The 18,259-nt window shown below is 39.6% G+C and carries 14 protein-coding genes, 2 tRNA genes and 3 rRNA genes; 2 read left to right on the forward strand and 17 right to left on the reverse strand.

All coding sequences use genetic code 11. From position 1 onward, the window contains the following. Window positions 1-10: 10 nt before the first annotated feature. From rseB to ACPT9C_RS01920, 17 genes are all read right to left on the reverse strand, one after another. The gene (gene rseB / locus ACPT9C_RS01840) at window positions 11-955 is read right to left on the reverse strand and encodes a sigma-E factor regulatory protein RseB (RefSeq protein ID WP_050949283.1); all 945 of its coding nucleotides are present in this window, start codon (window positions 953-955) and stop codon (window positions 11-13) included. A gap of 79 nt (window positions 956-1,034) precedes the next feature. Beyond that, window positions 1,035-1,622: an RseA family anti-sigma factor gene (locus tag ACPT9C_RS01845; RefSeq protein ID WP_005651258.1), complete on the reverse strand. Its 588-nt coding sequence runs from the start codon at window positions 1,620-1,622 to the stop codon at window positions 1,035-1,037. A gap of 24 nt (window positions 1,623-1,646) precedes the next feature. Beyond that, window positions 1,647-2,216, reverse strand: a complete 570-nt coding sequence (rpoE, locus tag ACPT9C_RS01850; protein WP_005658683.1) for an RNA polymerase sigma factor RpoE — start codon at window positions 2,214-2,216, stop codon at window positions 1,647-1,649. A 107-nt stretch (window positions 2,217-2,323) separates the two neighbouring features. Beyond that, window positions 2,324-2,581, reverse strand: a complete 258-nt coding sequence (locus ACPT9C_RS01855) for a succinate dehydrogenase assembly factor 2 (RefSeq protein ID WP_005658682.1) — start codon at window positions 2,579-2,581, stop codon at window positions 2,324-2,326. An 89-nt stretch (window positions 2,582-2,670) separates the two neighbouring features. Continuing rightward, window positions 2,671-3,057 carry a large-conductance mechanosensitive channel protein MscL gene (gene mscL, locus ACPT9C_RS01860; RefSeq protein WP_005658680.1) on the reverse strand — a complete coding sequence of 129 codons (387 nt, stop codon included), beginning with the start codon at window positions 3,055-3,057 and terminating at the stop codon, window positions 2,671-2,673. A gap of 72 nt (window positions 3,058-3,129) precedes the next feature. Continuing rightward, window positions 3,130-4,506: a Trk system potassium transporter TrkA gene (trkA, locus tag ACPT9C_RS01865; RefSeq protein ID WP_042600616.1), complete on the reverse strand. Its 1,377-nt coding sequence runs from the start codon at window positions 4,504-4,506 to the stop codon at window positions 3,130-3,132. Between the two features lie 12 nt (window positions 4,507-4,518). Further along, window positions 4,519-5,871, reverse strand: a complete 1,353-nt coding sequence (gene rsmB / locus ACPT9C_RS01870) for a 16S rRNA (cytosine(967)-C(5))-methyltransferase RsmB (protein ID WP_050949282.1) — start codon at window positions 5,869-5,871, stop codon at window positions 4,519-4,521. Beyond that, a complete protein-coding gene (fmt, locus tag ACPT9C_RS01875; protein WP_050949281.1) occupies window positions 5,871-6,827 on the reverse strand; it encodes a methionyl-tRNA formyltransferase in 957 nt (318 codons plus the stop codon). Before fmt ends, rsmB begins: the two co-directional genes overlap by 1 nt. A 93-nt stretch (window positions 6,828-6,920) precedes the next feature. Continuing rightward, on the reverse strand, window positions 6,921-7,430 hold the full coding sequence (gene def, locus ACPT9C_RS01880) for a peptide deformylase (RefSeq protein ID WP_050949280.1): 510 nt from the start codon (window positions 7,428-7,430) through the stop codon (window positions 6,921-6,923). 189 nt (window positions 7,431-7,619) lie between these two features. Then, window positions 7,620-8,042: a YbjN domain-containing protein gene (locus tag ACPT9C_RS01885; RefSeq protein WP_041175255.1), complete on the reverse strand. Its 423-nt coding sequence runs from the start codon at window positions 8,040-8,042 to the stop codon at window positions 7,620-7,622. 464 nt (window positions 8,043-8,506) lie between these two features. After that, a 5S ribosomal RNA gene (rrf, locus tag ACPT9C_RS01890) occupies window positions 8,507-8,622 on the reverse strand. 152 nt (window positions 8,623-8,774) lie between these two features. After that, a 23S ribosomal RNA gene (locus ACPT9C_RS01895) occupies window positions 8,775-11,672 on the reverse strand. Between the two features lie 421 nt (window positions 11,673-12,093). After that, window positions 12,094-12,169, reverse strand: a tRNA-Ala gene (locus tag ACPT9C_RS01900). An 85-nt stretch (window positions 12,170-12,254) separates the two neighbouring features. Continuing rightward, window positions 12,255-12,331 (reverse strand) — tRNA-Ile (locus tag ACPT9C_RS01905). A gap of 79 nt (window positions 12,332-12,410) precedes the next feature. After that, window positions 12,411-13,949, reverse strand: a 16S ribosomal RNA gene (locus ACPT9C_RS01910). The 16S, 23S and 5S rRNA genes sit together here with 2 tRNA genes alongside, the layout of an rRNA operon. Before the next feature lie 355 nt (window positions 13,950-14,304). Continuing rightward, window positions 14,305-15,768, reverse strand: a complete 1,464-nt coding sequence (locus tag ACPT9C_RS01915; RefSeq protein WP_423717195.1) for a TrkH family potassium uptake protein — start codon at window positions 15,766-15,768, stop codon at window positions 14,305-14,307. Between the two features lie 2 nt (window positions 15,769-15,770). Next, window positions 15,771-16,391 carry a YigZ family protein gene (locus ACPT9C_RS01920; protein WP_050949416.1) on the reverse strand — a complete coding sequence of 207 codons (621 nt, stop codon included), beginning with the start codon at window positions 16,389-16,391 and terminating at the stop codon, window positions 15,771-15,773. 115 nt (window positions 16,392-16,506) lie between these two features. Between ACPT9C_RS01920 and tusA the strand changes: the two genes are divergently transcribed. Next, the gene (gene tusA, locus ACPT9C_RS01925; protein ID WP_021034490.1) at window positions 16,507-16,746 is read left to right on the forward strand and encodes a sulfurtransferase TusA; all 240 of its coding nucleotides are present in this window, start codon (window positions 16,507-16,509) and stop codon (window positions 16,744-16,746) included. Window positions 16,747-16,913: 167 nt separating this feature from the next. Continuing rightward, on the forward strand, window positions 16,914-18,248 hold the full coding sequence (locus tag ACPT9C_RS01930; protein WP_021034491.1) for an NAD(P)/FAD-dependent oxidoreductase: 1,335 nt from the start codon (window positions 16,914-16,916) through the stop codon (window positions 18,246-18,248). The last annotated feature ends 11 nt before the right edge of the window (window positions 18,249-18,259 follow it).

Below are 18,259 nucleotides of genomic sequence, written 5' to 3' on the forward strand. Positions count from 1 at the left end.
GCACTTTTTATCAAAATTTGACTTCTTGCACAATGCGCTTTGCCGTCGAGATTGGTAATTGCCCAATAAAAGTAATTTCTTTTCCACCGATCACTTCACTATAAATCGTATAGGCCCCTTGTTTCCAAGTATTTTCTGGTAAGTCATTAGAGCCTACATTAGAAACAAACAACGTAAAAGTAAATAAACCATCGCTATATAATGCGCTATCTATGATTTCATTTTCTAATACTTCTTGTGTATACCGCCTCAAAGAAAAACCTCTTGGTAACCATCCCGCTGACCAAGTTATATTTGAAGTTTGTTTATTTTTACTTTCTTTCAATAAAGGTGGCATTGACACTTTATTAATATAATCGGTTAATCCTCTTAATCTGTCATCAATATAAAGTGTTACGACTCTGAATTGATCGAGTAGCTTGCCTTCACGATCAAGCATATCACTGCGCAATAACAAGCCATTTTCTTCATCGACAAACACCAAATATTGATACCGAAAATCATCTTTAGGCACAATTCTAATCGTATCAACGAAACGCCCAGCAACACGATCTTTACCTAATTTTACGAAATCATAATCAGAAGAAAGCTTATCAAAATTTGCACGCACAACTGCTGGCATCGCATCAACTATATTGCCACTATTAAGCGTAAATGCTTGTGCATTTGGCTGAAAATAACTGACTAAATTATCACGCTGAATAATTTCTTGCTGATGGCCATCTAAAGTAACTAATTGTGCGTAAGTTTTGTTATCTTGTTTGATATGTCGATAACGAAACGAATCCATATTTGCGGGAGTAGTTTGCACAAAGGCAATTTCATAATTGAGATTATCCAATGCTTGTGTCATTTTATCTAAAGACTGCTTCGCAGAAAGCTCTTCAGCAGAAGCAATGCTACTTAATAGCAAAGAAAGAGAAAGTGCGGTAAATTTTAATGGGATTTTTTTCATAGAAATCTAAAGGATAAAAATTCACCACACTAAATAACAATTAGGTGGTGAATCAATAATCTGAACAAAGGAAACCAATTTATCTTACTTGACTGCTACTTACATCTAAAGCATCAGAGTGCATTCGACGTTGCAATTCATAATTTTGCAACATTGCACCAATGCGACGACTTTTTTTCTCAAGCTGATCTGAAGTTAATGTATCTTTACTTGGCGCATTATAGCTAACCTCTTGAACCGCATTATTAAATGGCAAGGTTTGCAATACTGGAGTCTCAGGTAAATTAGACGCATCGTTTTTATTATTGAAAGATTGAACACCAAGTACTGCCACTAAACATACACCAGCAGCAACAGCAACTTGCGTCATTGGTGCAAAGAACGCTTTTAATTTTTGCATAAATACAGAATTATGTGCGTCTTCTGGTTCAGGTTGAGACACAGCAATGACATCAACTTTCTTCACGTCTTCTAACTCAATCAAATCTGCCATTTTAGCGGTAAAATCAGCCCCTAAAAAGACCGCACTTTCTTTACGCATTACTGAACGAACGGTATGAAATGAATGCCAAGACGCTTGTAATTCTTCGTCTCTTAATAAAGCATCTATCAAGTCAGTTTCGACTTGTTCTCCATCCATATAGGCTGAAAGCTGCTCTTTTTGCATAGTAAACTCCGATTGTTATTCGCTCTACATTAGAGGTTGAATTTTATTTTCGATCATTTCCCTTGCTCGGAAGATTCGGGAACGAACCGTACCAACAGGACAATCCATAATTTCTGCAATATCTTCGTAACTTAAACCTTCTAGTTCTCGTAACGTAATCGCAGTTTTTAAATCTTCTGGTAAGTTATGAATAGTATCAAAAACAATTCTTTCTAACTCACTAGACAACATCTCATTTTCGGGTGTATCCACATCCCTAAGGTGTGTTCCCACATCATAATTTTCAGCATCTTCTGCCAAAATATCTTCATTTGGTGGACGGCGACCTTGAGCCGTTAAATAATTTTTTGCCGTATTAACGGCAATTCGATAAAGCCATGTATAGAAAGCACTTTCGCCACGAAAAGATTCAATTGAGCGATAAGCCTTTATAAAGGATTCTTGCACCACATCAGGAATATCGTTACGCGATACATATCGGGTCAAAAGCCCTGCTACTTTATTTTGATAACGCGAAACCAACAAATTGAAGGCTTTTTTATCCCCTTGCTGTACTCTTTCTACCAAAGCCTGATCTGTTAGCTGTTCAGCCATATTTCTCCCATGCCAATATCTAACACGCCTTAATATCAAGACAGCAAGCTCTTGTTGCTTGTTCAGACAAAAGCGTGTTAAAAAAGTTCATTCGCTAATCAATAATTTTAATTTATGATGATTTTCTGCACTTTTTGAATATATTCAACCATCATTTGAAGCTCTACATCTTGTGATTTCGCAAGATTAAAAAACCACGAAAATAACTGCAAATCCGTACTTGCTAATAAACGAATAAAGATATCTTTTTTGTCATCCGTTAATTCATGAAAATGCGTCAAATAAAAAGGCATTATGATTTTATCTAACTCCAGCATTCCTCGACGACAATCCCATTCAATGCGAAGTTTATTATATTTTTCCATTTTATTTCCCTAAAATTGAGGGCTGATTATAGCTTAAAAAATAGTAATAAAAAAAGTCAGCATTTCTGCTAACTTTCATTCTTTAAATATTATTTATTCTTTAATAAATCACGGATTTCAGTAAGCAATGTTTCTGCCTTTGGTGCAGTTTTTTTCTCCTCTGGTTTTCTTACCTTATTGATTACTTTGATCATCATAAAGATTGCAAAAGCAATAATAATAAAATCAATCACATTTTGAATAAACAAACCATAATTTAACGTAACTGCAGGAACATCGCCTTGTGCTTGTGCTAATACAAATTTCATATCTTTGAAATCAATACCACCAGTTAAAATCCCCAACACGGGCGTAAAAATATCACTAACAAGTGAACTTACGATCTTGCCAAATGCGCTACCAATAATCACACCGACAGCCATATCTACGACATTGCCACGCATTGCAAATTCGCGAAATTCTTTAATAAAATTCATAATAATGTTCCCCTTCAAAAATTACATAAAAAGAGCGACTATTATAATAAATCACTCTGAAAAGTAAAAAAACTAAATAAAGAATGCGCTTGGTTGGAATAATTTCTCAATTTCTGGCACATTTTTCTTATCACTTAAATAAATCACTATATGATCGCCTTCTTCAATAATCACTTGACGACGAGCAATAATTACATCATTCCCTCGTAATAAAGCACCAATAATGATTCCCATCGGCAAACGCAACTCACCAATTTTTCGCCCTACTATATTTGAAGTATTGACATTACCGTGTGCAACAATTTCAATGGCTTCGGCAATGCCATGTCGTAATGTTGCCACATTTTTTACATCGCCTTTACGCACGTGACCTAACAAAGCAGAAATCGTTACTTGTTGTGGAGAAACCGCAATATCAATCGTGCCTCCCTGAATAAGATTAATATAAGCAATCCGTTGAATCAGTACCATTGCTTTTTTCGCACCTAAACGCTTGGCTAACAAAGCTGACATAATATTCGCTTCATCGTCGCTACTTAATGAAAGAAATACATCCACACTTTCAATATGTTCTTCAAAAAGCAAGTTTTGGTCTGAGGCATCTCCATTAAATACTAACGTTTTTGGCAACTTTTCTGCTAAGGCTTGCGCTCTGTTTGAATCTCGTTCAATAAGCTTTACAGTACAAGAATTTTCCAAACGTTTTGCTACGCCAAAAGCAACATTTCCTCCACCAACAATCATTACTCGCTTATAAGGTTTCTCCAAACGTTGTAACTCTCCCATTATCGCCTTAATATGTTCAGTAGCGCAAATAAACGTGATTTCATCGCCAGCTTCTACAATGGTTGAGCCTTGTGGACGAATCGGTTTGCCATTACGTAAAATAGACATAATGCGACAATCAATATGTGGCATATGTTCGCGAAATGCGGAAAGTGCATATCCAACCAAAGCCCCCCCATAATAAGCTTTCACTACAACAATACTAATACGATTATTGGCAAAATGGGCAACTTGTAATGCACCTGGATAAGCAATTAAACGCGTAATTTCATCAGTGACAAGATTTTCAGGCGAAATTAAATGATCAATAGGTATATTTTCATTGTTGAACAACTTGTCTTTTTCACGTAAATATTCTGAATTACGGATACGTGCAATTCGCATTGGCGTATTAAATAATGTATAGCCCATTTGGCAAGCGACCATATTGATTTCATCGGAGGCTGTCACGGCAACCATTAAATCGGCATCTGCCGCGCCTGCGTCACGAAGCACTTTTGGAGATGATGGAGAGCCTTGTACCACACGCAAATCGTGCTTTTCTTGCAATGTTTGTAACTGAGGAGATTCATTATCCACTAAGGTAATATCGTTATCTTCACTGACTAAGTTTTCTGCAAGCGTCGTTCCTACCTGACCTGCACCCAAAATGATAATTTTCATTATCGCTCTCCTTTATGCTCGTTTAAGCAATTTAGCATAATAGAACCCATCGCCACTATTTGGTTGTGGAATGAATTGAAAACCCACCGCACTTTTATCATCACTAACAGGTAATGGCAATAACTCCGCATCTGCGTGAGCATTTAAAAATGCTTGGATTTGTTCGCCATTTTCTTCTGGCAATACAGAACAAGTCGCATAAAGCAAAACACCGTTTGGCTTCAGTTTTTCCCAAAGTGCACTCAGGATTTTCTTCTGTAATTCAACGAGCTGAGCGATATCGGTTTCTTTGCGTAACCATTTTATATCGGGGTGACGGCGAATCACTCCAGTTGCAGAACAAGGTGCATCAAGTAAAATTCGGTCAAATTTTACCGCACTTTTACCAATTTCAGCTAACCATTCGTCAGGTTTACTCGCATCGCCGCAAACCACTATCGCTTGCTGATTTAAACGTTCAAGATTTTCTTCTACTCGTTTTAAGCGATGAGATTCTACATCTAATGCAATCACATTAGCTTGAGGTGCCAGTTCTAAAATATGGGTCGTCTTACCACCGGGTGCAGCACAAGCATCGAGGATCCATTCCTCATTTTTAGGCTCAAGCAACATTGCCGCCCATTGCGCACTCAAATCTTGTACCGTTACAGCACCTTCTTCAAAGTGCGGTAATTTTTGCACCGCAATCGGTATATCTAAACATAGCGCATTAGGATGGTGGCTTGTTTTCAAAGAAACACCTTGTTCTTCAAGTAAAGTGCGGTAAGTTTCAAGGGCGTTTTTTTGTGAATTCACACGTAGCCACATTGGTGGTTTCTGATTGTTCGCCTCAATAATCTCACGCCAATTCGGATAGGCTTTTTTTAATTTATTCACAAACCATTCAGGGTGAAGCGTTTGCCAATTTTTATCGATAATCGCCAAAATTTCATCTTGCTCACGTAAAAATCTACGCAAAACCGCATTCACTAATCCTCTAAAACTATCAGATTTTAATGATTTTGTTGCGTTCACAACTTCATCAACTGCCGCATGAGCAGGCACTCGCATATAAAGCAATTGATATAACCCAACAAGTAACAGGCAATGAACAATACGAGTTTTACCTTTAAGCGGTTTATCTACAAGACGTTTGATAATTTGCTCTAAGCGAGGCAATACGCGACACACGCCAAAACAAATTTCTTGTAACAAAGGCAAATCTTGGGCTTTTACAGAAAGTTGCACTTCTGGGATTAACGCTGACAAGGATTTGCCCTCATCCAATACTTGCAAAATTAAGTTTGCTGCGATAGCCCTGGTCGAAAGTGCGGTCATTTTTACTGAATTTTTTACTTTGATAGTTTTAGAAGAGAATTTTTTCATTATGCAAGCACCTTACCAATAGTAAACCACTCTGCACGGCCATTTAATAAATCTTGTGCAGACATAGGCTTTTTACCTGCTGGCTGTAATTGCAATAAGTTTAAGATGCCATCGACAGTCGCAATTTGAATGCCATTTTTATCTGCACTTAAAATAGTTCCCACTGGTTTATCTTGATGAGGCAATACTTCTGCTTGATATACTTTTAACGTTTGAGCATTGCCATCCTTATCTTCTGTTGAAAAATAAGCAATAGGCCAAGGATTAAAGGCACGGATATTACGCTCAAGTTGCATTGCAGAAAGAGACCAATCTAATTGAGCCTCTTCTTTAGAAAGTTTTTCTGCATAATTGCTTTGGCTGTCATCTTGTTTTTCGGCTATAAATTTACCATTTTCAAGATTATCTAAAACATCGATTAACGCCGATGGAGCAAGCTCCGCCAGTTTGTTATAAAGACTCGTTGAAGTTTCAGTCGGTAAAATATCACAATAGACTTTGTGTAACATATCGCCAGTATCTAAACCTTCATCCATTTGCATAATGGTTACACCAGTTTGTGCATCACCAGCCCAAATTGAACGCTGAATGGGTGCTGCACCTCGCCAACGTGGAAGAATAGAACCATGCACATTCAAACAACCTAAACGAGGGGCATCTAATACAGCTTTCGGTAAAATTAATCCATAAGCCACAACAACCATTACATCTACATTTAACGCTTTTAATTCAGTCTGTGCCTCTTCTTTACGTAAGGATTTAGGTTGATAAACGGAAATGTTATTTTGCTCAGCAAGTTGCTTGACTGGGCTTGCTTGCAGTTTTTTACCGCGACCAGCTGGTTTATCTGGTTGAGTATAAACAGCGATCACATTATGTTGAGAATTTAGAATAGCTTGTAAATGCTGTGCAGCAAAATCTGGCGTGCCAGCAAAAATAATATTAAGTGATTTCATAATGTTCTACGTTATGGTAATTGATAGGAAGTAGGATGGGCTTCAGCCCACCATTTTTTGAAATGATTGGTGGGCTAAAGCCCACCCTACGTTTTAGCTTTTCGCAATCTGCTTCTTATATTTAATCAACTTTTCTTTAATACGTTGGCGTTTAAGTGGAGAAAGATAATCAACAAATAAAATTCCATTAAGATGATCGATCTCGTGTTGAATACAGATCGCAAGCAAACCATCAGCCTCTAAAGTAAATTCTTTACCATCACGATCTAACGCTCTCACTTTCACTTTTTCTTTACGAGGAACCAATGCACGGAACCCCGGAATGGATAAACAGCCCTCTTCAATTCCCGTTTCGCCTTCAGAAGCCAAAATTTCAGGGTTAATCAAAACAAACTGATTCTGTTTATCGCCTTCAACATCAATAGTAATAATACGTTGCAAAATATCTACTTGAGGTGCAGCTAAACCAATACCTTTCTCTTGATACATCGTATCAAACATATCATCAACAATTTTACGAATTGCATCATTAACTTCAGTAACAGGCTCACAGACAACCTTCAAATGATCATCAGGATAAATTAATACATTAAGTGCGGTCATAATTTCTCTTGTTTTTAAGGGTAGAATTTTAGTGGGATTGTAGCACAGGTAGAAAAAGATGTGTAGAAAAACCCCGAATGGGGCTTAGATTAATATTCGAATTTGGAGAGATTTTTTTAATTCTTCTAAGACAGATGTAAAATAACCTGCAGCATATTTGATTTGATCTTAGGATATGGAACTAATAACTTACCAAAATTCTTTCTTAGCTAATCCATTTAATAAAGAAATATCTGATAGTCCTTGAATAATTTGAGACTTAGTTACACCATTACCATCATTGCGCAAAAGAAGCTCGATTCCTAATTTATCATCATCTGTTAAATAAAATTTTCCGAGTCTATAATCAATATTTATTTTATTCACTTTTCTTAATGAAAATCGGTTCTCATCATCGTCATACATGATACAAAATTGAATATCACCTCCATCATGGGGAACAACTACAACATTCGTACCTTGTAATCTAAACACCAAAAAATTATCTTGTATTACATTAATAGAATAACCTTCTTCCTTAAGAATATCTACGATTTCAGATACAGAATATTGATTATCAATACCTTTAATTTCTCCTTTATCAGAAAATAAAGAATTAAAGAAATTACTCATAAATTCCCCCTCCATTTGGATTTCGTGTTGTCGTAATAGATGATTTATCACGCATTTGTGCACTGAGATCTGTAGAATAAGAAAATTGATCCATTGAATTGGTTAAATCATACTGGTACTTATTACCAGAGCTATCTTAGTGTATTTTCTTACCATTTTCAAAAATTGGGATAAGCATACACTTTTCTCCTGATTTAAGTTCATTATTTACAAGATGTTTGTTTATTCCTGTAAAGGAATAAACACTCTCATTATAATGAGAGCAAATTGATTATTTTTTATTCTATCTTAGTAAATAAGGTACTGATGTAAGGACAAGAGGTATCCCTGCCCAGTATTGCTATTGAGATATCGCCAGACACAAAGAGTGTTCTACTAATTTTTTAAAATTTAAAGATAGAAAAAACCCCAGCCTTTCGACCGGGGTTCTTCTTTTTTTATGTGATTTAGATTTGTATTTGATAACCCGGCGGTGCCCTACTCTCACATGGGGAAACCCCACACTACCATCGGCATTACAGCGTTTCACTTCTGAGTTCGGTATGGTCTCAGGTGGTTCCACCGCACTATCGCCGCCGGGATAATTCTTTGATAACTTCTCTCTTTGTTTCTTCTCTTTTACGACTTCACTTTTTTCGTCTCTCTTCTTATCGGCAACAAGCTGAATAGTTAGTTTAGTTTAGTTAATTTCTCTTCTCTTTCGCTCTTTTCCCAAAAACACTTGAGCGTTGTATAGTTAAGCCTCTCGGGCAATTAGTATCTGTTAGCTCAATGACTCACATCACTTACACACCAGACCTATCTACGTCTTCGTCTTAAACAACCCTTACTGTCTTAAAGACAGGGAGAACTCATCTCTTGGCAAGTTTCGTGCTTAGATGCTTTCAGCACTTATCTCTTCCGCACTTAGCTACCCGGCAATGCGTCTGGCGACACAACCGGAACACCAGTGGTGCGTCCACTCCGGTCCTCTCGTACTAGGAGCAGCCCCAACCAATTCTCCTACGCCCACGGCAGATAGGGACCGAACTGTCTCACGACGTTCTAAACCCAGCTCGCGTACCACTTTAAATGGCGAACAGCCATACCCTTGGGACCTACTTCAGCCCCAGGATGTGATGAGCCGACATCGAGGTGCCAAACACCGCCGTCGATATGAACTCTTGGGCGGTATCAGCCTGTTATCCCCGGAGTACCTTTTATCCGTTGAGCGATGGCCCTTCCATTCAGAACCACCGGATCACTATGACCTACTTTCGTACCTGCTCGACTTGTCTGTCTCGCAGTTAAGCTTGCTTATACCATTGCACTAACCTCACGATGTCCGACCGTGATTAGCAAACCTTCGTGCTCCTCCGTTACGCTTTGGGAGGAGACCGCCCCAGTCAAACTACCCACCAGACACTGTCCGAGACCACGTTCCGCAATCTTCGTTAGAACATCAAACGTTAAAGGGTGGTATTTCAAGGATGACTCCATAATCACTGGCGTGACTACTTCTAAGTCTCCCACCTATCCTACACATCAAAATTCAATGTTCAGTGTCAAGCTATAGTAAAGGTTCACGGGGTCTTTCCGTCTAGCCGCGGGTACACCGCATCTTCACGGCGATTTCAATTTCACTGAGTCTCGGGTGGAGACAGCCTGGCCATCATTATGCCATTCGTGCAGGTCGGAACTTACCCGACAAGGAATTTCGCTACCTTAGGACCGTTATAGTTACGGCCGCCGTTTACTGGGGCTTCGATCAGGTGCTTCTCTTTCGATTACACCATCAATTAACCTTCCAGCACCGGGCAGGCATCACACCCTATACCTCCACTTTCGTGTTTGCAGAGTGCTGTGTTTTTAATAAACAGTTGCAGCCAGCTGGTATCTTCGACCGGTTCAACCTTCGAGAGTAAATCTCTACAATCTACGCCGGCGCACCTTCTCCCGAAGTTACGGTGCTATTTTGCCTAGTTCCTTCACCCGAGTTCTCTCAAGCGCCTGAGTATTCTCTACCTGACCACCTGTGTCGGTTTTCAGTACGGTTTAGTAAAGCCTGTCGCTTAGTGGCTTTTCCTGGAAGTGTGGTATCAGTTACTTCAGCTCCTTAGAGCCTCGTCATCATCTCTCAGTGTTTAATAGAAGTCCGGATTTGCCTAAACTTCCCACCTACCAACTTAAACGCACATATCCAACAGTGCGATAACCTAACCTACTCCGTCCCCACATCGCAGCTTTACCAAGTACAGGAATATTAACCTGTTTCCCATCGACTACGCTTTTCAGCCTCGCCTTAGGGGCCGACTCACCCTGCCCCGATTAACGTTGGACAGGAACCCTTGGTCTTCCGGCGAACGGGTTTTTCACCCGTTTTATCGTTACTTATGTCAGCATTCGCACTTCTGATACGTCCAGCTAACCTCTCGATTAACCTTCATCCGCTTACAGAACGCTCCCCTACCCAACAGACTTTCGTCTGATGCCGCAGCTTCGGTGCTATATTTCAGCCCCGTTACATCTTCCGCGCAGGCCGACTCGACTAGTGAGCTATTACGCTTTCTTTAAATGATGGCTGCTTCTAAGCCAACATCCTAGCTGTCTAAGCCTTCCCACTTCGTTTCCCACTTAATATAGACTTGGGGACCTTAGCTGGCGGTCTGGGTTGTTTCCCTCTCCACGACGGACGTTAGCACCCGCCGTGTGTCTCCTGAGTATCACTCTTTGGTATTCGTAGTTTGCATCGGGTTGGTAATCCGGGATGGACCCCTAGCCGAAACAGTGCTCTACCCCCAAAGGTGTCACCTCAAGGCTCTACCTAAATAGATTTCGGGGAGAACCAGCTATCTCCCGGTTTGATTGGCCTTTCACCCCCAGCCACAAGTCATCCGCTAATTTTTCAACATTAGTCGGTTCGGTCCTCCAGTTAGTGTTACCCAACCTTCAACCTGCCCATGGCTAGATCACCGGGTTTCGGGTCTATACCTTGCAACTATTCGCCCAGTTAAGACTCGGTTTCCCTTCGGCTCCCCTATTCGGTTAACCTCGCTACAAAATATAAGTCGCTGACCCATTATACAAAAGGTACGCAGTCACCCTTTCAGGCTCCCACTGCTTGTACGTACAAGGTTTCAGGTTCTATTTCACTCCCCTCACCGGGGTTCTTTTCGCCTTTCCTTCACAGTACTGGTTCACTATCGGTCAATCAGGAGTATTTAGCCTTGGAGGATGGTCCCCCTTCTTCAAACAGGATATCACGTGTCCCGCCCTACTTCTCGTTAGCTTAGTACCACAATATGGTTTTTAGATACGGGATTATCACCCTCTTTGATTGTGTTTCCCAACACATTCTCCTAACTATACTGCTATCACTTACTGGCTCTTTCGCTTTCGCTCGCCGCTACTGACGAAATCTCGGTTGATTTCTTTTCCTCGGGGTACTTAGATGTTTCAGTTCTCCCGGTTTGCCTCAACAAGCTATGAATTCACTTGTTAATAGTAGATTCTTCATCTACTGGGTTTCCCCATTCGGATATCTTGGATTAAACGCCTCTTATCGACTCATCCAAGCTTTTCGCAGATTAGCACGTCCTTCTTCGCCTCTGATTGCCAAGGCATCCACCTTGTACGCTTAGTCACTTAACTATACAACCTCAAATGTTTTCAATCACTTTAAGTTTTCACTTCAAAGTGCGGTCAATTTGATGCGTATCTTCATTCAACTAAACACTTGATTGCTTTTGTTCAATCAAGATTTTATGCAAAACAGGTTTTGTTTTTAGAGTTTCCTTTTCAGTTCTCTCTTTCACTTTCCTATCTTGCCTACTCAGACTTTCTCTCGAAAATCTCTTGTTTTCAGCTTGTTTCCAATTTTTTAAAGAACAGTTGATAAAACTTTTCAGTTATCATCGTTAAATAAACTAAAAAAAATTAAAATTAAAATTAAAATTAAATTTAAAATTAAACTTAAAACTAAGAATAAAATAACCTAATATTTAAAATAGTTTAATCACTACCTTAATACATTATTAATTTATCTTTTTCTAATTTACTTAACGATGATAAGTGGTGGAGATAAGCGGGATCGAACCGCTGACCTCCTGCGTGCAAGGCAGGCGCTCTCCCAGCTGAGCTATATCCCCATTTCATCATAATTTAATAACTAATTATTTACCTTTTAGTTATTATTTATTTACACTACACCTTTCGCTTCACTCACTCTCAGAGTGGTGGGTCTGAGTGGACTTGAACCACCGACCTCACCCTTATCAGGGGTGCGCTCTAACCACCTGAGCTACAGACCCAAGGGTAATGTTTTCTCCTGCTCATTTGTCTACAATTATCAGCCAATCTGTGTGAGCACTCGCTGTCTCTCGTCTTTGGTAAGGAGGTGATCCAACCGCAGGTTCCCCTACGGTTACCTTGTTACGACTTCACCCCAGTCATGAATCATACCGTGGTAAACGCCCTCCTAAAGGTTAAGCTATCTACTTCTGGTACAACCCACTTCCATGGTGTGACGGGCGGTGTGTACAAGGCCCGGGAACGTATTCACCGCGACATTCTGATTCGCGATTACTAGCGATTCCGACTTCATGGAGTCGAGTTGCAGACTCCAATCCGGACTTAGACGTACTTTATGAGATTCGCTCCACCTCGCAGCTTCGCTTCCCTCTGTATACGCCATTGTAGCACGTGTGTAGCCCTACTCGTAAGGGCCATGATGACTTGACGTCATCCCCACCTTCCTCCAGTTTATCACTGGCAGTCTCCTTTGAGTTCCCGACCGTATCGCTGGCAACAAAGGATAAGGGTTGCGCTCGTTGCGGGACTTAACCCAACATTTCACAACACGAGCTGACGACAGCCATGCAGCACCTGTCTCAACGTTCCCGAAGGCACTCCAATATCTCTATCGGATTCGTTGGATGTCAAGAGTAGGTAAGGTTCTTCGCGTTGCATCGAATTAAACCACATGCTCCACCGCTTGTGCGGGCCCCCGTCAATTCATTTGAGTTTTAACCTTGCGGCCGTACTCCCCAGGCGGTCGATTTATCACGTTAGCTACGGGCGCCAGAGTTAAACCCCAACCCCCAAATCGACAGCGTTTACAGCGTGGACTACCAGGGTATCTAATCCTGTTTGCTCCCCACGCTTTCGCACATGAGCGTCAGTACATTCCCAAGGGGCTGCCTTCGCCTTCGGTATTCCTCCACATCTCTACGCATTTCACCGCTACACGTGGAATTCTACCCCTCCCTAAAGTACTCTAGTTACCCAGTCTGAAATGCTATTCCCAGGTTAAGCCCGGGGCTTTCACACCTCACTTAAATAACCGCCTGCGTGCCCTTTACGCCCAGTTATTCCGATTAACGCTCGCACCCTCCGTATTACCGCGGCTGCTGGCACGGAGTTAGCCGGTGCTTCTTCTGTATTTAACGTCAATTTGATGTACTATTAACACATCAACCTTCCTCAATACCGAAAGAACTTTACAACCCGAAGGCCTTCTTCATTCACGCGGCATGGCTGCGTCAGGGTTCCCCCATTGCGCAATATTCCCCACTGCTGCCTCCCGTAGGAGTCTGGACCGTGTCTCAGTTCCAGTGTGGCTGGTCATCCTCTCAGACCAGCTAGAGATCGCAGGCTTGGTAGGCCTTTACCCCACCAACTACCTAATCCCACTTGGGCTCATCCTATGGCATGCGGCCTTACAGTCCCGCACTTTCATCTTCCGATTCTACGCGGTATTAGCGACAGTTTCCCGTCGTTATCCCCCTCCATAAGCCAGATTCCCAAGCATTACTCACCCGTCCGCCACTCGTCAGCAAGAAAGCAAGCTTCCTCCTGCTACCGTTCGACTTGCATGTGTTAAGCCTGCCGCCAGCGTTCAATCTGAGCCATGATCAAACTCTTCAATTCAAGTTCAATCGCTCAATATACTGCTTAGCTATAAATAAACACTACTTAAAAAAGTAATTATGAATTTTCAGTTAAGCACCTATTAAGACTTCAAAATTAAAAAATATTTTTAAAACAAGTCAATCAACAAGTGCCCACACAGATTGTCTGATATATTGTTAAAGAGCAAAAAAGAACGACGCACTTGGAAACTTAAAAAACTTCACAACAGTGCGTCGTTGTGTGCGGTGCATTATAGGGATTTTAAAAACCCTTGCAAGTACTTTTTGTAAAAATATTTAAAAAAATGATCTTTTGATGGAAATATAAACATTTCATTAAAAGTGCGGTCAAAAATACAATAATTTTTCAAAAATTATTTTTTCCAATAGCTTGGAATAAACAGCACGATTAATGAAAACATTTCTAAACGTCCACAGATCATAGCAAAACTAAAGACTAATTTAGCACTTTCTGGAACATCAATAAAACTTTCGTGAATAAAACCAAGTCCCGGTCCTGCATTCGTTAATGTGGCGAATACTGCCCCCATCGCATCAAAAACATTCATTCCACAAAGAATAACAGCAAAAACACACCCCCAATAAACTAGTATAAAAATAATGAAAAATGCCCAAATACTTTCTATCATTCTTAGTGCTAGACGATTTTTACCTATTCGAATTGGTTGTACTAAATTTGGATGAATTAGACTATGCAGTTCTCGATCGATTTGTTTCCACAATATAAGTGTCCGTATCGCTTTTAATCCCCCAGTTGTTGAACCACCACAACCACCAATTACCGCAGAAATTACCAGTAAAAGCCCAATAAATGGAGGAAGATTATCAATATCAAAAATCGTATAACCAGCAGTCATTGACATTGATGTTAATTGTAATGCACCTTTTGTTACAGCCTCGTTCATATCTGAAACTAAACCGTAACTATATAAAGATAGAGATACAATACCGATAAAAATAATTTGCATTGTTAGAAAAAAACGAAATTCGGGATCTTTCCAATAATTTCGCCAAATATTTCTTTTACCTAATGCAAGAAAAGCAGAAATATGTAAACTAAAATTAACACCGCCAATCAGCATAAAAATTGTTGTAACCCAATAAATGGAAGCTTGATTAAAATAGCCGATACTTGCATCGTGCGTTGAAAATCCTCCATTTGAAATTGTTGAAAAACTATGCCCAATGGCATCAAAAAGATTCATTCCTGACAGCCAATATGCAATGGCACAAAGAACAGTTAATGAAGCGTAAATAATCCATAGAGCTTTTGCCACTTCTGAAATTTTAGGCAAAGATTTTTGATCTTTAAGAGGGCCTGAAGATTCTGCTCGATATAATTGTGTCCCACCAATTCCCAACAGCGGAATTATCGCCACAGCCAATACGATAATCCCCATACCACCTAACCATTGTAAAAACTGACGATAAAACAAAATAGATTTAGGTAAATTATCCAGCCCCTTCATTACCGTTGCACCAGTAGTAGTTAAGCCAGAAAATGCTTCAAATACGGCTGAAGCAATAGTTAAATGTGGTGAATCGAACAATAAAAGAGGCAATGTTGCCAAGCTTCCTAAAACTAACCAAAAAGCCACAACGATCAAAAAACCATCACGAGATCGTAATTCTTGCTTATGATGATGGCATGGCCACCAAAGCAATGTGCCTGCCGTCAAACTCAACACAAAAGCCTGCATAAATGCCTTACCGCCCCCATCGCCATAAATCAGAGCAACAAATGCAGGAACTAGCATCGTACCTGAAAAACACATCACAAGAATACCAATAATTCGGATAATCGATAAAATACGCACAACTATTCGCCTATCTCTAAAAGTTGAATAACTAATCTACCTGAAGACTTTTCCGTTAATTCTGAAGAAAACGCCTTTATTGTTTTTTCACTAATACCTAAAATCAAATGAATATTTACCTGAAAATCTTGAGATAAAATCTCAACCTGATATTTTTCACAAAGTTGTTGGACTAAATTTAGCTGCCCATAGTCACAATTAAGTTTAAAAAGGGTTCGTTCAACTTTAATTTCGCTTTCAATCAGCTTTAACGCTTGTTGAACGCCATTACCGTAAGCACGAACCAATCCGCCCGTTCCAAGCAAAATACCGCCATAATAGCGAACCACCACCGCACTGATTTCACCTAATTGACTACCTTGCAATGCACTCAACATTGGCTTTCCTGCCGTTCCAGCAGGTTCGCCATCATCAGAAAAACCAAATTGTAGAGAATCTGATGGCTTGCTTGCTACGGCAGCCCAACCATGATGCCGAGCATTTGGATGTTCTTGTTTAATCTTTGCCCAAAAAGCTCTTGCATCTTCTAAACCTTCGGTGTGCTGTAAATAAGTAATAAAACGGCTTTTTTTAATTTCTTCTTCAAAAACAACCGCACTTTTAGGAACGAGGTATTCCGCCATTTCTTTTTTCAAGGTAATTTCAATGACACTAGTCTATCACTGATGACTGGGATTTGTCGAAATTTTGCCGTAAGCGCGGTATGATATAGCTCTGTTTTTCAAAAGAAAAAAGAATATGTCTGAAATTTCCGTCACACAAATCCTAGATGCTTTAGGATTACGTTGCCCAGAACCTGTCATGCTTGTTCGTAAAAATATTCGTCATCTTAACGATGGAGAAATACTTTTGGTTATTGCTGATGATCCTGCAACAACAAGAGATATTCCAAGTTTCTGTCAATTTATGGATCACACCTTACTGCAAAGTGAAGTGGAAAAACCACCGTTCAAATATTGGGTAAAGAAAGGAAAATAAAAAATTTACACCTTGATTAATTGATTATTTGGTCTAACTTTAAGAGGTAGAGCACTTTGATATATAAGTGCGGTTATTTTTATGAAAGTTTTCCGCCCTGTTTCGTTGTTATGTTATCATTACATTAATGTAACATTTTTAACACTTTAAACTTTTAGGAGAGCTTTATGAAAAACGTCGTGATCGTTGGTGGGGGTGCTGGCGGTGTTGAATTAGCGACATTTTTGGGTAATAAATTAGGTCGTCAAAAACAAGCTAAAGTAACGCTGGTTGATCGCAATGCCACCCATTTATGGAAACCCTTATTGCATGAAATTGCAACTGGTGTAATGGATGATGGCGTTGATTCTTTAAGTTATCGTGCGCACGGTAAAAATCATTTTTTCAGTTTTGAGCAAGGTTTAATTATACGTATTAATCGCGAACAAAAATATGTTGAACTTGCACCTGTTTATGGGCAAGAGGGCGATATGCTTGTCATTGCTCGTCGAATTCCTTACGATTATTTAGTGATTGCCATTGGAAGTAAATCTAATGATTTCAATACAAAAGGTGTGGCAGATAATTGTATTTTTTTAGATAGTTCAAAACAGGCTTTACGTTTTCAACATAAACTGTTGGAATTATTTTTAAAATTTTCAGAAAACCGCGCGTTAGATGATATTGGCGAAGAAGAGTTTAAACAAAAATTAGTAGACGAAAATAAAGTAAATATTGCTATTGTGGGAGGTGGAGCAACTGGTGTGGAATTAACTGCAGAACTTTATCATGCCGCTGAAGATTTATCTTCTTACGGTTATGGTAAAATTGATAGCTCTTGCTTACAAGTTACTTTAGTCGAAGCGGGAACACGTTTATTGCCAGCATTACCTGAAAATTTATCTGCTGCAGTGCTAGATGAATTAAAAGAAATGGGCACCAATGTTCAATTAAACACAATGATTACTGAAGCTCAGCCAAATACACTTATTACCAAAGATGGTGGGGAAATTAAGGCTGATCTTATTGTTTGGGCGGCTGGGGTTCGCGTTTCAACAGTAACGCAGCAATTTGATGGATTGGAAATTAATCGTATCAATCAATTAGTGGTTAAAGATACACTTCAAACTACTGTTGATGATAGTATTTTTGCAATTGGTGATTGTGCTGCATTAATACAATCAAATGGTAAATTGGTTCCGCCAAGAGCGCAAGCTGCACATCAAATGGCAAAGGCTTGTGCAAAAAATATTTTTGCATTGTTTGAAAATAAACCACTGAAATCTTTTAAATATAACGACAAAGGTACTTTAGTTTCGCTGTCAGATTTTACCGCACTTGGTAGTCTAACCAATAAGTTTGGTAAAAATCCACTTACCGTTCAAGGTAAATTTGCTCAGTTTGCTTATGTTTCTTTGTATCGAATGCACCAACACGCTTTGCACGGTTGTATTAAAATTGGTTTGATTATTCTCGTTGATAAATTAAATCGTTATTTAAAACCAAGATTAAAATTGCATTGATTAAGTATAAT

It is taken from the genome of Haemophilus sp. HN_Hi16 (assembly GCF_049823435.1).
Taxonomy (GTDB): domain Bacteria; phylum Pseudomonadota; class Gammaproteobacteria; order Enterobacterales; family Pasteurellaceae; genus Haemophilus; species Haemophilus influenzae_D.

What these genes read in the sequence shown, in the direction of transcription:
- mscL (WP_005658680.1), bottom strand. Translation starts at nt 3,057, where the DNA reads ATGAATTTTATTAAAGAATTTCGCGAATTTGCAATGCGTGGCAATGTC.
- ACPT9C_RS01885 (WP_041175255.1), bottom strand. Translation starts at nt 8,042, where the DNA reads ATGAGTAATTTCTTTAATTCTTTATTTTCTGATAAAGGAGAAATTAAA.
- trkA (WP_042600616.1), bottom strand. Translation starts at nt 4,506, where the DNA reads ATGAAAATTATCATTTTGGGTGCAGGTCAGGTAGGAACGACGCTTGCA.
- tusA (WP_021034490.1), top strand. Translation starts at nt 16,507, where the DNA reads ATGTCTGAAATTTCCGTCACACAAATCCTAGATGCTTTAGGATTACGT.
- ACPT9C_RS01920 (WP_050949416.1), bottom strand. Translation starts at nt 16,391, where the DNA reads ATGGCGGAATACCTCGTTCCTAAAAGTGCGGTTGTTTTTGAAGAAGAA.
- def (WP_050949280.1), bottom strand. Translation starts at nt 7,430, where the DNA reads ATGACCGCACTTAATGTATTAATTTATCCTGATGATCATTTGAAGGTT.
- fmt (WP_050949281.1), bottom strand. Translation starts at nt 6,827, where the DNA reads ATGAAATCACTTAATATTATTTTTGCTGGCACGCCAGATTTTGCTGCA.
- ACPT9C_RS01845 (WP_005651258.1), bottom strand. Translation starts at nt 1,622, where the DNA reads ATGCAAAAAGAGCAGCTTTCAGCCTATATGGATGGAGAACAAGTCGAA.
- ACPT9C_RS01930 (WP_021034491.1), top strand. Translation starts at nt 16,914, where the DNA reads ATGAAAAACGTCGTGATCGTTGGTGGGGGTGCTGGCGGTGTTGAATTA.
- rpoE (WP_005658683.1), bottom strand. Translation starts at nt 2,216, where the DNA reads ATGGCTGAACAGCTAACAGATCAGGCTTTGGTAGAAAGAGTACAGCAA.
- rsmB (WP_050949282.1), bottom strand. Translation starts at nt 5,871, where the DNA reads ATGAAAAAATTCTCTTCTAAAACTATCAAAGTAAAAAATTCAGTAAAA.
- rseB (WP_050949283.1), bottom strand. Translation starts at nt 955, where the DNA reads ATGAAAAAAATCCCATTAAAATTTACCGCACTTTCTCTTTCTTTGCTA.
- ACPT9C_RS01855 (WP_005658682.1), bottom strand. Translation starts at nt 2,581, where the DNA reads ATGGAAAAATATAATAAACTTCGCATTGAATGGGATTGTCGTCGAGGA.